The 14962-nt window shown below is 69.8% G+C and carries 11 protein-coding genes and 4 pseudogenes; 14 read left to right on the top strand and 1 reads right to left on the bottom strand.

Features of this window, described 5'->3' with window-relative positions; genetic code table 11:
- Nucleotides 1-466: 466 nt before the first annotated feature.
- The 4 genes from ACWC09_RS34245 to ACWC09_RS34230 are packed head-to-tail and all read left to right on the top strand — an operon-like array spanning nt 467 to nt 4128.
- Nucleotides 467-2770 carry a sensor histidine kinase gene (locus ACWC09_RS34245; protein WP_450854823.1) on the top strand — a complete coding sequence of 768 codons (2304 nt, stop codon included), beginning with the start codon at nt 467-469 and terminating at the stop codon, nt 2768-2770.
- Nucleotides 2767-3195: a roadblock/LC7 domain-containing protein gene (locus ACWC09_RS34240; protein WP_450854822.1), complete on the top strand. Its 429-nt coding sequence runs from the start codon at nt 2767-2769 to the stop codon at nt 3193-3195. The genes ACWC09_RS34245 and ACWC09_RS34240 overlap by 4 nt, the downstream gene beginning before the upstream one ends.
- Entirely contained in the window at nt 3192-3548 is a 357-nt protein-coding gene (locus tag ACWC09_RS34235) for a DUF742 domain-containing protein (protein ID WP_450854821.1), read from the top strand. The genes ACWC09_RS34240 and ACWC09_RS34235 overlap by 4 nt, the downstream gene beginning before the upstream one ends.
- Nucleotides 3532-4128, top strand: coding sequence for a GTP-binding protein (locus ACWC09_RS34230; RefSeq protein ID WP_450854820.1), 597 nt, complete (start codon nt 3532-3534; stop codon nt 4126-4128). The genes ACWC09_RS34235 and ACWC09_RS34230 overlap by 17 nt, the downstream gene beginning before the upstream one ends.
- 5 nt (nt 4129-4133) lie before the next feature.
- Here the strand turns inward: ACWC09_RS34230 and ACWC09_RS34225 are convergent.
- Nucleotides 4134-4511: pseudogene (locus tag ACWC09_RS34225) on the bottom strand (transporter substrate-binding domain-containing protein); the annotation flags it as partial.
- A gap of 438 nt (nt 4512-4949) precedes the next feature.
- Between ACWC09_RS34225 and ACWC09_RS34220 the strand changes: the two are divergent.
- The 10 genes and pseudogenes from ACWC09_RS34220 to ACWC09_RS34175 form a co-directional block, all read left to right on the top strand.
- Nucleotides 4950-5567 (top strand): ABC transporter permease subunit, encoded by a 618-nt coding sequence (locus ACWC09_RS34220; protein WP_450854819.1) that lies wholly within the window; start codon nt 4950-4952, stop codon nt 5565-5567.
- A complete protein-coding gene (locus ACWC09_RS34215; protein WP_450854818.1) occupies nt 5564-7342 on the top strand; it encodes an FAD/NAD(P)-binding protein in 1779 nt (592 codons plus the stop codon). The genes ACWC09_RS34220 and ACWC09_RS34215 overlap by 4 nt, the downstream gene beginning before the upstream one ends.
- Before the next feature lie 21 nt (nt 7343-7363).
- Nucleotides 7364-7495: pseudogene (locus ACWC09_RS34210) on the top strand (ectoine/hydroxyectoine ABC transporter ATP-binding protein EhuA); the annotation flags it as partial.
- Between the two features lie 26 nt (nt 7496-7521).
- Entirely contained in the window at nt 7522-8610 is a 1089-nt protein-coding gene (locus tag ACWC09_RS34205; RefSeq protein WP_450854817.1) for an LLM class flavin-dependent oxidoreductase, read from the top strand.
- Nucleotides 8607-9944, top strand: a complete 1338-nt coding sequence (locus tag ACWC09_RS34200; protein ID WP_450854816.1) for an NtaA/DmoA family FMN-dependent monooxygenase — start codon at nt 8607-8609, stop codon at nt 9942-9944. The genes ACWC09_RS34205 and ACWC09_RS34200 overlap by 4 nt, the downstream gene beginning before the upstream one ends.
- Nucleotides 9945-9968: 24 nt before the next feature.
- Nucleotides 9969-10343 (top strand): annotated as a pseudogene (locus ACWC09_RS34195) (hypothetical protein); the annotation flags it as partial.
- Between the two features lie 217 nt (nt 10344-10560).
- Entirely contained in the window at nt 10561-11460 is a 900-nt protein-coding gene (locus ACWC09_RS34190; protein ID WP_450854815.1) for a S1 family peptidase, read from the top strand.
- Between the two features lie 148 nt (nt 11461-11608).
- Nucleotides 11609-12469: a slipin family protein gene (locus ACWC09_RS34185; RefSeq protein WP_450854814.1), complete on the top strand. Its 861-nt coding sequence runs from the start codon at nt 11609-11611 to the stop codon at nt 12467-12469.
- 233 nt (nt 12470-12702) lie between these two features.
- Complete coding sequence (locus ACWC09_RS34180; RefSeq protein WP_450854813.1) at nt 12703-13782, top strand: S1 family peptidase; 1080 nt, start codon at nt 12703-12705, stop codon at nt 13780-13782.
- Between the two features lie 399 nt (nt 13783-14181).
- Nucleotides 14182-14962: pseudogene (locus tag ACWC09_RS34175) on the top strand (PHP domain-containing protein); the annotation flags it as partial.

The following is a 14962-nucleotide window of genomic DNA, read 5'->3' as shown; positions in this document are numbered from 1 at the left end:
TTGCTTACGCATCCCTATGGTCATCCATGATGCGGACGGCGCGCCAAGTGGATAGACGCCGCGCGGGGGGTTTGTGACGGTACTGGTGCACAGCGAATACGTCGAGAGGCCGGGTGCCCCAAGGGTCCTGCCGTACACGGCTGCTGACTGTGAGTGAAATATGATTCTTCGCGGCGTATGGGTGACGTGTGGGACGTACGGGTGAATCGAGGGCCGTGATGCGCAGGGGAGCTGACGCCGCGTCGGCTGGGGCGTCCGCCGCGGTGGCTGTTACTGAGGGTGTCGTATACGGAGTACGCGCGGCAGATGCCGGGTGCCGCGGCCACCTGGTGATTCGCGGAGATCCTGTTTCCGTAATGCAAAACAAAAACATGATCCGGTGACCGGTGCCTCGTGAAGGTCGTTGGCCGGGCAGCAGAACCATTTCTGACTCTGTCCCAAATCGCCCCTCATATAAGGCACTTCAGTGGACGACACAGCAAAAGCGACCACCAGTATCCGCGCCAGGCTGCTGAGGATCCTGATCCTCGCCCTGGCGGTCCTGCTGGCCCTGCTCGGTCTCGCGGCCGCCGAGCAGATCTCCGCGTATCGCAACGCCGCCGACACCGAGGACAACGCACGACTGGAGATCACCCTCCAGAGACTCGTCCACGAGCTGCAGAAGGAACGCGGGCTCACCACCGGATACGTGGGCGGCGTCTGGCAGTTCAGGACCAAGCTGCCCGCGCAGCGCAAGGCCACCGACGCCGCGCGGACCGCGCTCGACACGGCGCTCCGGGGCCGCGACGACAGCGCAGCCGGCTCCGTGCGCGAGTCGCTCGGACGGCTGGACGGGCTCGACGGCATCCGCCGGCACGCCGACGACCACACCGGCGTCGTGAAGGACACCTTCGACTACTTCACCACCACCATCACCGTCCTCGACCGGCTCGACCTCGGCCTCGACGAGGTGCACGACGGCACTCTGCGAGGCGCCTACCAGGCCCTGCAGATCCTGGGCAACGCGAAGGAGTTCACCGGCGAGGAGCGGGCCATCGTGCTCGGCTCGGTGCGGGCCTCCGGCGGGCACTTCCGCGGCGACGACTACAGCCGTTTCCTGCAGATCAGGGCCTCCCGCCAGGCCGCGCTCGCCGCCTTCCCGCGCTCGGCCACCGGCGTCCAGGAACGCCGTCTGAACGCGGCCATGACCATGCCGGACGCGGAGCGCATGCTCGCGTACGAGGGCGTCGCGGTGCACGGCGGCGGGAAGCTGAGCTCGCGGGCCATCGGGCCGATGGCCTGGTGGGACGCGACGACCTCGACCATCAACGGGCTGCGGGACGTGCAGATCCAGCTCGGCGCCGATGTCGAGAACCGGGCCGCCGCGCTGGAGAGCAACGCCCAGCGTGACCTGCTCCTTTTCCTGCTGCTCGCCCTTGTGACGGTCGGCGCGCTCGGCGCCCTCGCCCTCGACTGTGTGCGGTCCGTCTCCACTCCGCTTGCCGCACTCGCCCAGCAGGCCCGCGAGGTGGCCGGGGAGCGGCTGCCGCGTGCCGTGGCCGCCGTGCAGGACGCGGACTCCGGCGCGAGCCCCGAGGCGCCCGCTCCGCTCGTCCTGTCGAGCAGGGCGGGCGCCGAAGTGCGGGACGTCGCCGAGGCGTTCGACCGCGTGCAGCGGGCCGCCTTCGACCTCGCCACCGAGCAGGCGGTGCTGCGCCGCAACGCCACCGACTCGCTGGTCAGCCTCGGCCGCCGCAACCAGAACCTGGTACGCCGTCAGATCAGCTTCATCAACAAGCTGGAGCACGAGGACGCCGACCCGGCCACCCTCGCCAACCTCTTCGAACTGGACCACCTCGCCACGCGTATGCGCCGCAACGCCGAGAGCCTGCTGGTGCTCGCCGGTGAGTCCAGCCCACGGCCCTGGGCCACCCCGCTGGCCCTCACCGACGTACTGCGCGCCGCGCTGTCCGAGGTCGAGGAGTACCGCCGGGTCAACCTGCGGCGGATCGAGCCCGCGCACATCAGCGGGTCGGTCGTCGCGGAAATCGCCCATCTGCTCGCCGAGTTGATCGAGAACGCGCTGAGCTTCTCACCGCCGGACTCCGACGTGGAGATCGAGGGGCGGCGGACCAGCGCCGGGTATCTGGTCGCGATCGTCGACCACGGGCTCGGCATGGACACCCAGGCACTCGCCGAGGCCAACGTACGACTGTCCGGCACGGCCGGCTTCATGGCCGAACCCACCCGGTTCCTCGGCCACTTCGTGGTCGGCGCCCTCGCCCGCAAGTGCGGCATCGAGGTACGGCTCGGGGAGGCGCCGGCGGCCGGGGTGGTGGCACGTGTGCTGATTCCCGTGTCGCTGCTGACGGAGGCTCTGCAGCAGAAGAGTGTGGGCGAGGGCGGGAACAAGGCCGACGGCAAGCCGGTGCTTCCCGCGCCGCGCAAGGAGGAGGCGGCGCCCGCCGAGGAACTCGTCGCGGTCGCGGCCGAGGCGAAGGGGAGCACCAAGGTGAGCGACAGCAAGAGTGCCGGTGGGAAAGGCACATCAGCCGCCCGTACCCGCAACGGGCTCGTCAAACGGCCGCAGCGCAGCGCCATTTCGGACGCCATGAGCGAGACCGACCGGCAGGAGCGTTCCGCTCCCGTCGAGCGCACGCCCGACCGCAGCCCCGAAGAGGTCTCCGGGATGCTCTCCACCCTTCGCAGTGCGCATATGCGAGGTGCGATCAGCGTGGAGAAGGAGAAGCAGCACAAGGCCGACGACAAGAACGGGAGTGACGCCCGGTGACCGCCGTCGACGCCCACAACGACTCGCAGACCTTCAACTGGCTGCTCGCCAACTTCGTCCGGAGCACCGACGGGGTACGGGACGCGGTCGCCGTCTCCTCCGACGGGCTGCTGATCGCCGTGTCGGACGGGCTCGGGCGAACCGAGGCCGACCATCTCGCCGCGATCGTGTCCGGGCTGTCCAGCCTGGCGCGCAGTGCGTCCAAGCGGTACGGCTTCGACGGGGTCAAGCTCATCATGATCGAGATGGGACGGGGTTTTCTGCTCGTCTCCGCGATCCGGGACGGCAGTTGTCTCGGGGTGCTCGCCGACAGCAGCGGTGAGCTGGGGCTCGTCGGCTACGAGATGGCCGTGCTCGCCGAGCGGGCGGGTGATCTGCTCACGCCCACGCTCATCGCCGATCTGCGGCAGGCGTTGCCGCGGTGAACGGCGAACAGCCCAGGAACGTAGAACCGGTTGAGGACGCGACGTTCGTCCGGCCGTTCATCATCACCGGCGGCCGGGCCGAGCCGCTCCAGGCGGATCTGCGGCTGGAGACGCTGGTCGTCGCCGTCGGTGCGGCCGACGAGACGCTGACGTTCGAACGGCGGCACATTGTCGCGGTGTGCGAGGAGCCGATGACGGTGGCCGAGGTGGCGTCACGGGTCGGTGTGCCGCTCGGAGTCGCCAAGGTGCTGGTCTCCGACCTCGTCGTGGCCGGCCGGCTGGACTGCCGGCAACCCGCGGAGCTGCCGCTCCAGATGCTCGAAAGGATCAGGGATCATGTCCGGGCGCTCTGACAGGATCGTGCCGCTCGCCGTGAAGATCGTGGTGAGCGGGGGGCTGGGGGTCGGCAAGACCACGTTCATCGGGGCGATCTCGGAGATCGAGCCGTTGGACACGGAGGCCGCGATCACGCAGGTTTCCGTGGGGGTCGACTCGTTGGACGGGATCGAGTCGAAGACGACGACCACGGTGGCGTTGGATTTCGGGCGTATCACGCTTGATCCGGCCATCGCGCTGTATCTGTTCGGGACGCCCGGGCAGGATCGGTTCTCGTTCCTGTGGGACGACCTGGTGGAAGGGGCGTTGGGGACGGTGGTCCTCGCGGACACGCGGCGGATCGAGGAGTGTTTTCCTGCCGTCGACTACTTCGAGTCTCAGGGTGCGCCGTTCGTTCTGGCTGTGAACCGCTTCGATGGCGCCGAGCGGTTCGAGCTGGAGGAGGTGCGGGAGGCCTTGGGGTTGAGTGCGGATGTGCCTGTGCTGGAGTGTGATGCTCGGGAGCGGGCGTCTGTGAGGGATGTGTTGGGGGCCTTGATGGATCGGGTGATCGGGGTTCGGGCTGCGCCCAAGAAGCGGGTGGCCATGGTGCGGTAGCGGGTGCGTTGGGCCACGGCGTAGCGGAGGCCGTTGATGGTGGACATCACCACGTCGCTGCGGCCCTGTTGGAGCGAGGACCAGATGGCGCCCTGCTCGCCGTGGTCTGCACCTTGTACGCCTTCTTGCCGGCGTCCGTGCAGACCATCACCGCTCTGACCCTGGCGGTCAGCACCTCGGCCGGCGGCGTTCGTCGGTGACGCCGAAGTTGCTCGCGCCCACGTCGTATTTGCCGCTGTCGAGGGCCGGGAGGATCGCCTCGAAGCCGGCCTCCCGGGTGTTGAGCTTGATGCCCAGCACCTTGGCCACCGCGTCCGCGAAGTCGACGTCCTGGCCGGTCAGGTCCTGCCGTCGTCCAGGTAGGTGGTGCCGGGCGGGGTGCCGTACGCGTGGACGTACGACGCATGGCGTGCGGTCTCCTGACAGCAGGAGGCGTGAAGGAGCGCGAGGGGAGGGGTGCGCGTGTGAAGGCGTGGGGCAAGGAGAACGCGGAAAGCGCCCCGCGGGATCAAGGGGTCAGAGCGCGGGCGCGCAGTGGAGTCGGCTCAACAGGAACAGGACCACACTCGACCGAAGTCGATGTGGGAGCGCGTGACCAGCCACTGCTGTGGATGCATGGGCCAAGTGGAACAGGCATCCGGTTCCGCGTCAACTGACCTGAGACGTGCGGCTCACATGATGGACAGCCTTGACAGTGAGGGGAAACGGCGCCGTACAGTCGACGGGCGGCCCTGCTGAGGGGCTCGGCCGTATCGCGCCGCGCGGCGCGCCCGTGTGAAGGCACCCACCCGTGTTCGAACTGAACGTCACGGAGCCTTCGCATGTCTTCCAACACCCTTGCCGAAGTCCCGGCCGCCCCGGACATACCCGAGCAGGCCGATGCCCTGCGGATCGTGCCGCTGCGGCGGTACGGCCAGTGGACCGCCGCCGTGATCGTGTTTGCGCTTCTGGGGCTCGCCGTCAACTCCGTTCTGCGCAACCGGGCGTTCCAGTGGGGCGCGGTCACCGACTACTTCACCTCCGACTCCGTGGTGCGGGGGCTGTGGCTCACCCTGTGGCTGACCACTGTGGTGATGGTGCTCGGTTTTGCCCTCGGGACGGTCCTCGCCGCCGCCCGGGGACAGATCGAGGCCGCGCAGGCCCTCGGGCTGAGCCGGTGGCGGCGCCGGCGGCGGATCGTGCTGCCGCAGGCCATGCGCTCCATCGTGCCGCCCGCCGGGAACATCCTGATCGGCGCCCTCAAGGGCACCTCCATCGTCAGCGTCATCGCGGTCAGCGACCTGCTCTTCTCGGTGCAGCTGATCCACCACCGGACCTACCGGGTGATTCCACTGCTGATGGTGGCGACCGTCTGGTACACCGTCGTGACCTCGGTGCTCGGTGTCGGGCAGTACTACGTGCAGAAGTACTACGCGCGCGGTTCGGAGCGTGCGCGATGAGCGCGTCGAGAGCATCCCTGGTGATCGTCGGGGCCGGGCCGCGGGGGACCGGTCTCATCGAACGGATCGCCGCCAACGCCCCTGAGCTGTACGACGGTTCGGGCCTCGACATCCATCTCGTCGACCCGTACCAACCGGGCGCCGGGCGGATCTGGCGCGCCGCGCAGTCGCCGCTGCTGTGGATGAACACCCACGCCGAGGACGCCACCATGTTCACCGACGAGACGGTGGTCATGGAGGGCCCGGTGCGAGAGGGGCCCACCCTGCACGAATGGGCCGGCATCGACGGCCGTGTCTTCGCGGACCGGCAGCTGCAGGGCGCGTATCTGAGATGGGTGCACGAGGAGGCCGTGGCGGCACTTCCCCCGTCCGTCACCGTTCATCACCATCCTCGTCGCGCCCTGCGGGTCAGCGGGCCGCGCGAGGGGCGGCAGCAGGTGTGGCTCGAGGGTCGGCCACAGCCGCTGCTCGCCGACCTCGTCGTGCTCGCGATCGGTCATCTCGACGCCGAACCCGACGAGCGGCAGGGGGAGTTGGCGGCGTATGCCGAGGCCCATGGGCTCGTCTATCTGCCGCCCGACTTCACCGCCGACAGCGACCTGTCCGCGCTGACGGCCGGTGAGCCGGTTCTGGTGCGGGGGTTCGGGCTCGCCTTCGTCGACCTGATGGTGCTGCTCACCGAGGGGCGTGGCGGACGGTACGAGGGCGACACCTATGTGCCGTCCGGGCGGGAGCCGGTGCTGTACGTGGGGTCGCGGCGCGGAGTGCCGTACCACTCGAAGATCGGATACGACTGGAGCGGTGAACGGCCGCCGCTGCCACGGTTCTTCGGGCCGACCCAGATCGACGAACTGCTCGGTCGGGAGGGAGGGTTCGAGTTCCGGCGGGACGTGTGGCCGCTGGTGGAGAAGGAGTTGGGGTTCGCCCACTACCACCGGCTGTTCACCGTGCATCCGGAGCGGACGAGCATGTCCTGGGGCGACTTCGAGGAGAAGTACGCCGCCGGGAGCGCGGCCGAGATCCGGGCGCTCGTGGCGTCCGCCGTGCCCGACCCGGCCGACCGGCTGGACCTCGTCGCGCTCGACCATCCCCTGGACGGGGTGCGGTACGGGTCGTTCGACGAGTTCCAGGACGGGTTGCGCACGTATGTCGAGCAGGACCTGAGCCGACGTCATGATCCCGAGTACAGCCCGGACCTGGCGGTCTTCCTCGGGTTGCTCTCCGTGTACGGGCAGCTCATCAGGCTCGGGGACATCGGGCCCTGGTGGCACGGGTTCTTCAGCTATCTGGCGTCCGGGCCGCCAGGGCCCCGGCTGCGGCAGATGCTCGCCTTGTCCCGGGCCGGGGTGCTGAAGTTCCTGGGTGCCGACGTGGCCGTCACCGCCGAGGACGGGGTGTTCCGGGCGTCGAGCGCGACCGTGCCGGGTGCCTTCGTCGAGGCGCGGGCGCTGGTGGAGGCGCGGTTGCCCGAGCCGACGGTCGAGCGGGCGCGGGACGGGCTGCTCCGGGAGCTGCGTGCCGACGGCGCCACCGAGACACCGGAAGGGCTGCTGCGGGTGGAGCCGGGTGACGGGCGGGTCCTCGACCGGGCCGGACGGCCGCATCCCCGGCGCTTCGCGCTCGGCCCGTTCACCGACGGGCGTACGCCCGGCGCCTTCACCCGGCCGCGCACCGGCGGTCCCGCGTTCCGGCAGAACGACGCGGCGGCGCGGGCCGTGCTGCGGTTCCTGGCCGAACTCGCCTCCCGGGCGCCGCATGACATCCCGGCCGCATGAACCCGACCTCCTGGACCCCGCTTCGCCCGCGAGGTCGCCGACCGGGTCGTCTTCATGGCCGACGGACGGATCGTCGAGCAGGGCACACCGGCGGACGTACTGGACCGGCCGCAGCAGGAGCGCACCCGGGCGTTTCTCTCCCAAGTCCTCTGACCAGTGGAAAGAAAGGGTTCCCCCACATGACCTCATCCCCCGGCCGGGGGCTGCTGCACCTGGCCGCCGCCATCGATCAGGAGGCCGTCTACGACGCCGGCTCCTACGTCGAGCTGGCGCGGCTCGCCGAGCGCGGCGGACTCGACTTCGTGACCCTCGGCGACACCTTCGCCCGCCCCGGCCTCGACGCGCTCGCCGTGGTGTCCCGTGTCGCGCCCGCCACCAGCCGTATCGGCCTGGTGCCCACCGTCACCACCACACACACCGAGCCCTTCCATGTGCAGGCCGCCGTCGCCACCCTCGACTGGGCCAGCCGCGGCCGGGCCGGCTGGCGGATCGACGTGTCGACCAGCGAGGGCGAGGCCCGCCTCTTCGGCCGCCGGCACGCGGCGCCCGCCGACGACCTGTGGCAGGAGGCCGGTGAAGTCGCCGACGCCGCCGCGCGGTTGTGGGACAGCTGGGAGGACGACGCCGAGATACGGGACGTGGCCACCGGCCGCTTCGTCGACCGGGACAAGCTGCACCACGTCGACTTCGAGGGCACCGGCTTCTCGGTGAAGGGCCCCTCGATCGTGCCCCGCCCACCGCAGGGCCACCCGGTCCGTGTGGTCGACGCCACCGACGGACATGCCCGGCGCACCGCCGCCCGGCACGCCGACGTGGCCCTGGTGCGGGCGGTGAGCCCCGCGCAGGCGGCCGCGGTGCGCGACCAACTCCGGGCCGGTGCAGCGAAGTTCGGCCGTGCCCCGGACACCCTGCGGGTCCTCGCTGGCCTCCTCGTCGACCTCGGTGACGGCGAGCACGCGGCCGAACCGGGCCACGGCGGGGGTGGCCCCCGGCAGACCGCACAGGGCCCGTTGTACCGGGGCGGCCCGGTGGACCTCGCCGAACTCATCGCCTCCTGGCACGCCGACGGCATCGTCGACGGCTTCCACCTCACGCCCGTCGAACCGCGCCGGGACCTGGAGCGGCTCGTCAACGGCACGGTCGCGCTGCTCCAGCACCGCGGTCTGTTCCGCACCTTCTACCCGGGCAGCACGCTCCGGGAGCATCTGGGCCTCGCCAGGCCCGCCAACCAGTACGCCGTGCCGGCTGTGACAGGGGGAGCGTCATGACCGTACGACGGACCGCGCGCAAGCCCCGCGGCCAGGAGCCGCTCACAAAGCACTGCCACCTGGCCGCGCACTTCCCCGGCGTCGACAACACCACCGTATGGGCCGACCCGCGCTCCCGGTCGCAGATCGAGTTCTCGTCCTTCGAGCACCTCGCCCGCACCGCCGAGCGCGGCCTCTTCGACTTCTTCTTCCTCGCCGAGGAGCTGCGGCTGCGCGAACACAAGGGCCGTATCCACGACTTGGACGTGGTGGGGCGGCCGGAGTCGCTCACCGTGCTGGGCGCCCTCGCAGGCGTCACCGAGCACCTCGGCCTCGCCGCCACCGTCAACGCCACCTTCAACGAGCCCTACGAACTCGCCCGCAGACTGGCCACGTTGGACCATCTCAGCGGCGGCCGGGCGGCCTGGAACGTGGTGACCTCCTCCGACGCCTTCACCGGTGAGAACTTCCGCCGCGGCGGCTACCTCGACCGGGCCGACCGGTACCCGCGGGCCGCCGAATTCGTCGAGGTGGCACGGAAGTTGTGGGACTCCTGGACCCCCGACGGCATCTCCCGGCCCTTCGCCCACCGCGGCCGGCACTTCGACATCGCGGGCGAGTTCACCGTGCCGCGCTCACCCCAGGGGCACCCGGTCGTCATCCAGGCCGACGACTCGGACCAGGGCCGCGATTTCGCCGCCGCCGCGGCCGACGTCGCCTTCACTCGGCATGGCTCGCTGGAGGCGGGGCGCTCCTTCTACGCCGACGTGAAGCGCAGGCTCGCCAAGTACGGCCGTGAACCAGGCGACTTGAAGATCCTGTCGGGCGTCACCGTCGTCCTCGGCGACACGGCGGCGGAAGCGCAGGAGAAGGCCGCCGAGATCCGCCGGCAGCAGGTCTCCCCGCAGAACGCGATCCTCGTCCTGGAGCGGATCTGGGGCGTCGACCTGTCGTCGTGCGACCCCGACGGGCCGCTTCCCGAGATCGACCCGGTGGCCGAGTCCGGGATCGCCCAGGGGCGCACCCGGCGCCGCGACACCCTCGTGATCGCCGAGAAGTGGCGGGCCCTGTCGAAGGAGAAGGGACTGTCCATCCGGCAGACGGTGATCGAGGCGAGCGGCAGGCAGTCCTTCATCGGGACACCGGAGGCCGTGGCCACCGAGCTCGAGGAGTTCGTGCGGAAGGACGCCGTCGACGGGTTCATCCTCCAGCCGGTGATCACCCCGCGCGGGCTCGACGAGTTCGTGGACCGGGTGGTGCCGCTGTTGCAGGAGCGCGGCGCGTTCCGCACGGAGTACCAGGGCACCACTCTGCGCTCACACCTCGGGTTGCCCGACCCGGTGGAGAAGGGTTGATCACAGCAGTGGCACGAGCAGCGCGTGGAGTCCGTCTCCGCGCCCTACGGGCCGCTCGCGCTGACCGGCACCCTTCCCCAGGGCCTGAACGGCCTGGGGGCGCCCCCCAGGTTCGAGGACTATCCGGACGGGTGGCTTCCGGACATCCCGGGGATCCGGGCGTCCGAGAGCGACGGCATGGCGCCGACCGCCGTGGGTGGACGCGGCCCGGGGTGGCGTACGGCGAGCAAGCGGCTGGTCGTGCTGGTGCGTGAAGGCGTGGGGGACGTACGGGACTTCGATCCGGCGCCGCTCAGTTATCGCTTCCGGTTCCTGTGTCCGGCTGCCCCGGACGCCGAGGGGCGTACGACCGTGGACTTCGACCGCGCCCAACCGCCGCCCTGCGCCTTCGCCGACCACAGGGCGCAGGTGGCGCAGTTGGCCAGAACGCATGGTTCGTTCACAGGCCGACGGCCGAAAGGCGCCCTTGCGTCTACCGGTCGTTCGGCCGAATACTCCCCGCAAGCGCTTGTCAGGGGCACGGCGTGTCCGGAATCCGGACGATCAGGCCTCTGGCTGCGCCTCACGGGCCCCGACCCCACGCGGGCCCACCGACTTCCCCTTGGGAGGAACGAACGTGAGGATCAAGCGCACCACCCCCCGCAGCGGTATTTCGAGACGGACCCGGCTGATCGCCGTCACCACCGGTCTCGTGGCCGCCGCAGCGATCGCGGTCCCCAGCGCGAACGCGTCCACCGCCACACCCTTCAGCACGGCCCAGCTGAAGAGCGCCAACGCTTCCGTGCTCAAGGCGAACGTCCCGGGCACCGCCTGGGCCGTCGACAGCAAGACCAACCGTGTGGTCGTCACCGTCGACAGCACGGTCTCCAAGGCCGAGATCGCGAAGATCAAGCGGCAGGCCGGCACCAACTCCGGTGCCCTCACCATCAAGCACACGGCCGGCCGGTTCAAGCCGCTGATCAGCGGCGGCGACGCGATCTACGGCGGCTCCTACCGCTGCTCGCTCGGCTTCAACGTGCACAGCGGAAGCACCTACTACTTCCTGACCGCCGGCCACTGCGGTGAGGTCGCCTCGACCTGGTACTCCAACTCCAGCCACTCCACGACGCTGGGTACCAACGTGGGCTACAGCTTCCCGACCAACGACTTCGCGCTGGTGCGCTACACCAACTCCTCGATCGCGCACCCGAGCACGGTCGGCAGCCAGACCATCTCCAGCGCGGCCACGCCGAGTGTCGGTACGACGGTCTACCGCCGCGGCTCCACCACCGGCACGCACAGCGGCCGGGTCACCGCGCTGAACGCCACCGTCAACTACGGCAGTGGCGATGTCGTCTACGGCATGATCCAGACCACGGTCTGCGCCGAGGGCGGCGACAGCGGTGGTCCGCTGTACGGCGGCAGTGTGGCGTACGGGCTCACGTCCGGTGGCAGCGGCGACTGCACCTCCGGCGGTACGACGTTCTTCCAGCCGGTCACCGAGGCGCTGAGCTACTACGGTGTGAGCGTCGGCTGACGGTTCGTACGGTGTGAGCTTCGGCTGACGCTCTGTGTTGGTGGCCCCCGCATGCAAGTGGCGTGCGGGGGCTCCCTCTTGTCCGGGCAACGGGGTTACCGTCGAAGGGCAAGCAGGGCTCAGTGGCTCAGTCCCCTGGGGGGCCGGCATGGTCGAGGAGCTGGTGGCGGCGGGAGTGACCCTCGCGTCCGCCGGTGTGGTGTACGCGATGGCGGCCGCACGGGTCGTCAAGCAGTACGAACGGGGTGTGGTGTTCCGGCTCGGGCGGCTCAGGCCCGAGGTGCGGGAGCCCGGGTTCACGATGATCGTGCCGTTCGTGGACAAGCTTCAGAAGGTCAACATGCAGGTCGTGACGATGCCCGTGCCCGCGCAGGAGGGGATCACGCGGGACAACGTCACGGTGCGGGTGGACGCCGTCGTGTACTTCAAGGTGACCGGGCCGGCCGAGGCTGTTGTGCGGGTCGAGGACTATCGGTTCGCCGTCGCGCAGATGGCTCAGACGTCGTTGCGGTCCATCATCGGGAAGAGCGAGCTCGATGATCTGCTGTCCAATCGGGAGAAGCTCAACCAGGGGCTGGAGTTGATGATCGACAGTCCCGCGGTGGAGTGGGGCGTCACGATCGATCGGGTGGAGATCAAGGACGTCTCGTTGCCCGAGACCATGAAGCGGTCCATGGCCCGGCAGGCCGAGGCCGATCGGGAGCGGCGGGCGCGGGTCATCAACGCCGACGCGGAGTTGCAGGCGTCGAAGAAGCTTGCCGAGGCGGCGCAGCAGATGGCGGACACGCCTGCCGCGTTGCAGCTGCGGCTGCTGCAGACGGTGACGGCGGTCGCCGCCGAGAAGAACTCCACGCTTGTTCTGCCGTTCCCGGTGGAGTTGTTGCGGTTCCTGGAGAGGGCGCAGCAGGCGGTGCCGACGGCTCCGCAGCAACCGATGCAGCAGCAACTTCCTGCTGCTGGGCCTCGGATGGATCCGGACCCGGAAGGGTCGAGTTCAAGACAGGACTAGACCTCACAGGCTGCGCACAGGCTACTCGCTCGTAGTGTTTGCACTGCGAAGATGCGAGGTGACCGTGGACTGTCAAAGAGATGGGGGCGTGCGAAGCGCGTTCTACGCGCGTCCGGAACACGCCCTTGTGTGCTTCCTGTTGGGCTCGGAATAGTGGGCGCCGTTCAACGCCTTCCGGACCGGCGAGGTCCCCACAACCTCTTCCGGACCGACCCCCCACAGGAGGACCTGAGTTGAAGCATCGACGCATACCCAAGCGGCGTGCGGCCCTGGCGGGTGCGGGTGTCGCCGCGCTCGTGGCGGCTGGAGTCACCTTCCAGACTGCGAACGCCAGTGAGCCTGCGAAGAGTTCGGCGCCGCGGACGTTGTCCGTCGCGGCGGCCGGAAAGCTTGCCTCTGCGCTCGGCGAGGACCTCGGCACCGCGACGGCGGGAACGTATTACGACGCGAAGGCCAAGAGCCTTGTCGTGAACGTCCTTGACGGTGCCGCGGCCAAGGCTGTCGAAGCGGCCGGGGCCAAGGCCAGAGTCGTCTCGAACTCGCTGGCCGAACTCGACGGTGCCCGGACGACGCTGGCGAAGGATGCCACCATTCCCGGTACGTCGTGGTCGACGGATCCGGTGAGCAACAAGGTGGTCGTCACCGCCGACAAGACGGTTTCGGCGGCCGAGTGGGCCACGTTGGGCAAGGTCGTGGACGGGCTGGGCTCGACGGCTGAACTCCGGCGTTCGAAGGGGGAGTTCAAGCCCTTCATCGCTGGTGGTGACGCCATTTCCGGGTCCGGTGGGCGGTGCTCGCTCGGGTTCAACGTGACCAAGGGTGGTGAGCCGTACTTCCTCACCGCCGGGCACTGCACCGATGCGATCTCGACGTGGTCGGACTCCAGCGGCGAGGAGATCGGCACCAATGCCGACTCGCAGTTCCCGGGCAATGACTTCGGGCTGGTGAAGTACACCGCCGGGGTGGACCATCCGAGTGCGGTCGACCTCTACGACGGGTCCACGCAGGCCATCACGCATGCCGCCGAGGCCACGGTGGGCGAGAAGGTGACACGGAGTGGCTCGACCACGCAGGTGCACACCGGGACGGTCACCGGTCTGAACGCCACCGTGAACTACTCCGAGGGCACGGTCAGTGGGCTCATCCAGACCGACGTCTGCGCCGAGCCCGGTGACAGCGGGGGTTCGCTGTTCGACGGTGACGCGGCGATCGGGCTGACGTCCGGTGGTAGCGGGGACTGCACCTCCGGTGGGGAGACGTTCTTCCAGCCGGTGACGGAGGCGCTGTCGGCCACGGGGACCGAGATCGGCTGACGGTTCACGCTTGAGGTTGCGCGGAGTCCCGCCCCGTGTGTGGGGGGCGGGACTTTCGTATGCCTGCGGCGCCTGTGCGGGGTGGGTGGGGGTGCGCGTAGCGCCTGCGGTTTGTGGTGGGTCGGGGCCGGGGCGGGGGGTGTCCGTCCTCGGTCGGGCGGTGCTGCTGTTTGAGGGGGGTGCGCGGTGATGGACGCCCGCCGCTGCGGGCGGACACCCCCCGCCCCGGCCCCTTCCCGCCGTACGCGGCTGCACCCGGCCGTCCCGGCTTCTCGCCGCGGGCGGGTGACGGTCACAGCGCATTTCCGCAGGTAGGGGAGGGTCGAACGGTTGTCGCACACTAGTTCGGTTTTTGGTTATGGTGGAGGTGATTCGAGAGTGCGTGGGAGGTGTGTGCGGATGGCCGGCTTCACTCATCTGCACACCGTTTCCGGGTTCTCGCTTCGGTACGGGGCCTCGCATCCGGAGTCGCTGGCCGAGCGCGCCTCCGAGCGGGGGATGGACGCTCTCGCTCTCACCGATCGCGACACTCTGGCGGGGGCGGTGCGTTTCGCCAAGGCCTGCGCGAGGGTGGGGGTGCGGCCGTTGTTCGGTGCCGAGCTGGCGGTGGAGTCGCCGGCAGGTGCGGGAGGGTGATCCCGTACGGCGGGATCGGCGGCGTACTCCGGTGCGTGGGGGTTCCTTCATCGATGAGTCGACACCGCGTGTCACCTTTCTGGCCCGTGACGGAGCTCGGGGGTGGGGTGATCTGTGCCGGCTGGTCACCGCGGCCCACACGGCCGAAGCCCTTCCTCTTCTGTCCTGGCCCGACAACCACGCCGACGGCTTGACTGTCCTGCTCGGTCCCGCCTCCGACGTGGGTCGGGCTCTTGTTGCGGGGCGTCCGGACCGGGCCGCGAAGCTGCTCGCTCCCTGGCGGGAGATCTACGGTGACGCCCTGCGGCTGGAAGCCGTCTGGCACGGTCGGGAGGGCACCGGTCCCGGATCCCTTCGGCTGGCGGCCCGTACCGTCGGCTTCGCCGCCGAGCAGCGTGTTCGGCCAGTGCTCAGCAACGCCGTCCGCTATGCCGACCCCGGTCTCGGGCGGTGGCGTCCCGCCAGGTGGTGTAGGGGATCAAGGCACCGGAATCCGCAGGTCGGAGCTGGTGGCCCCGCCGGCTTGGGCGTTCACCCGGCTTCA

This window comes from Streptomyces sp. NPDC001617 (genome assembly GCF_053596855.1).
Note: the sequence above shows the minus strand (reverse complement) of the source record. Positions and strands in the feature narration are given on the sequence as shown.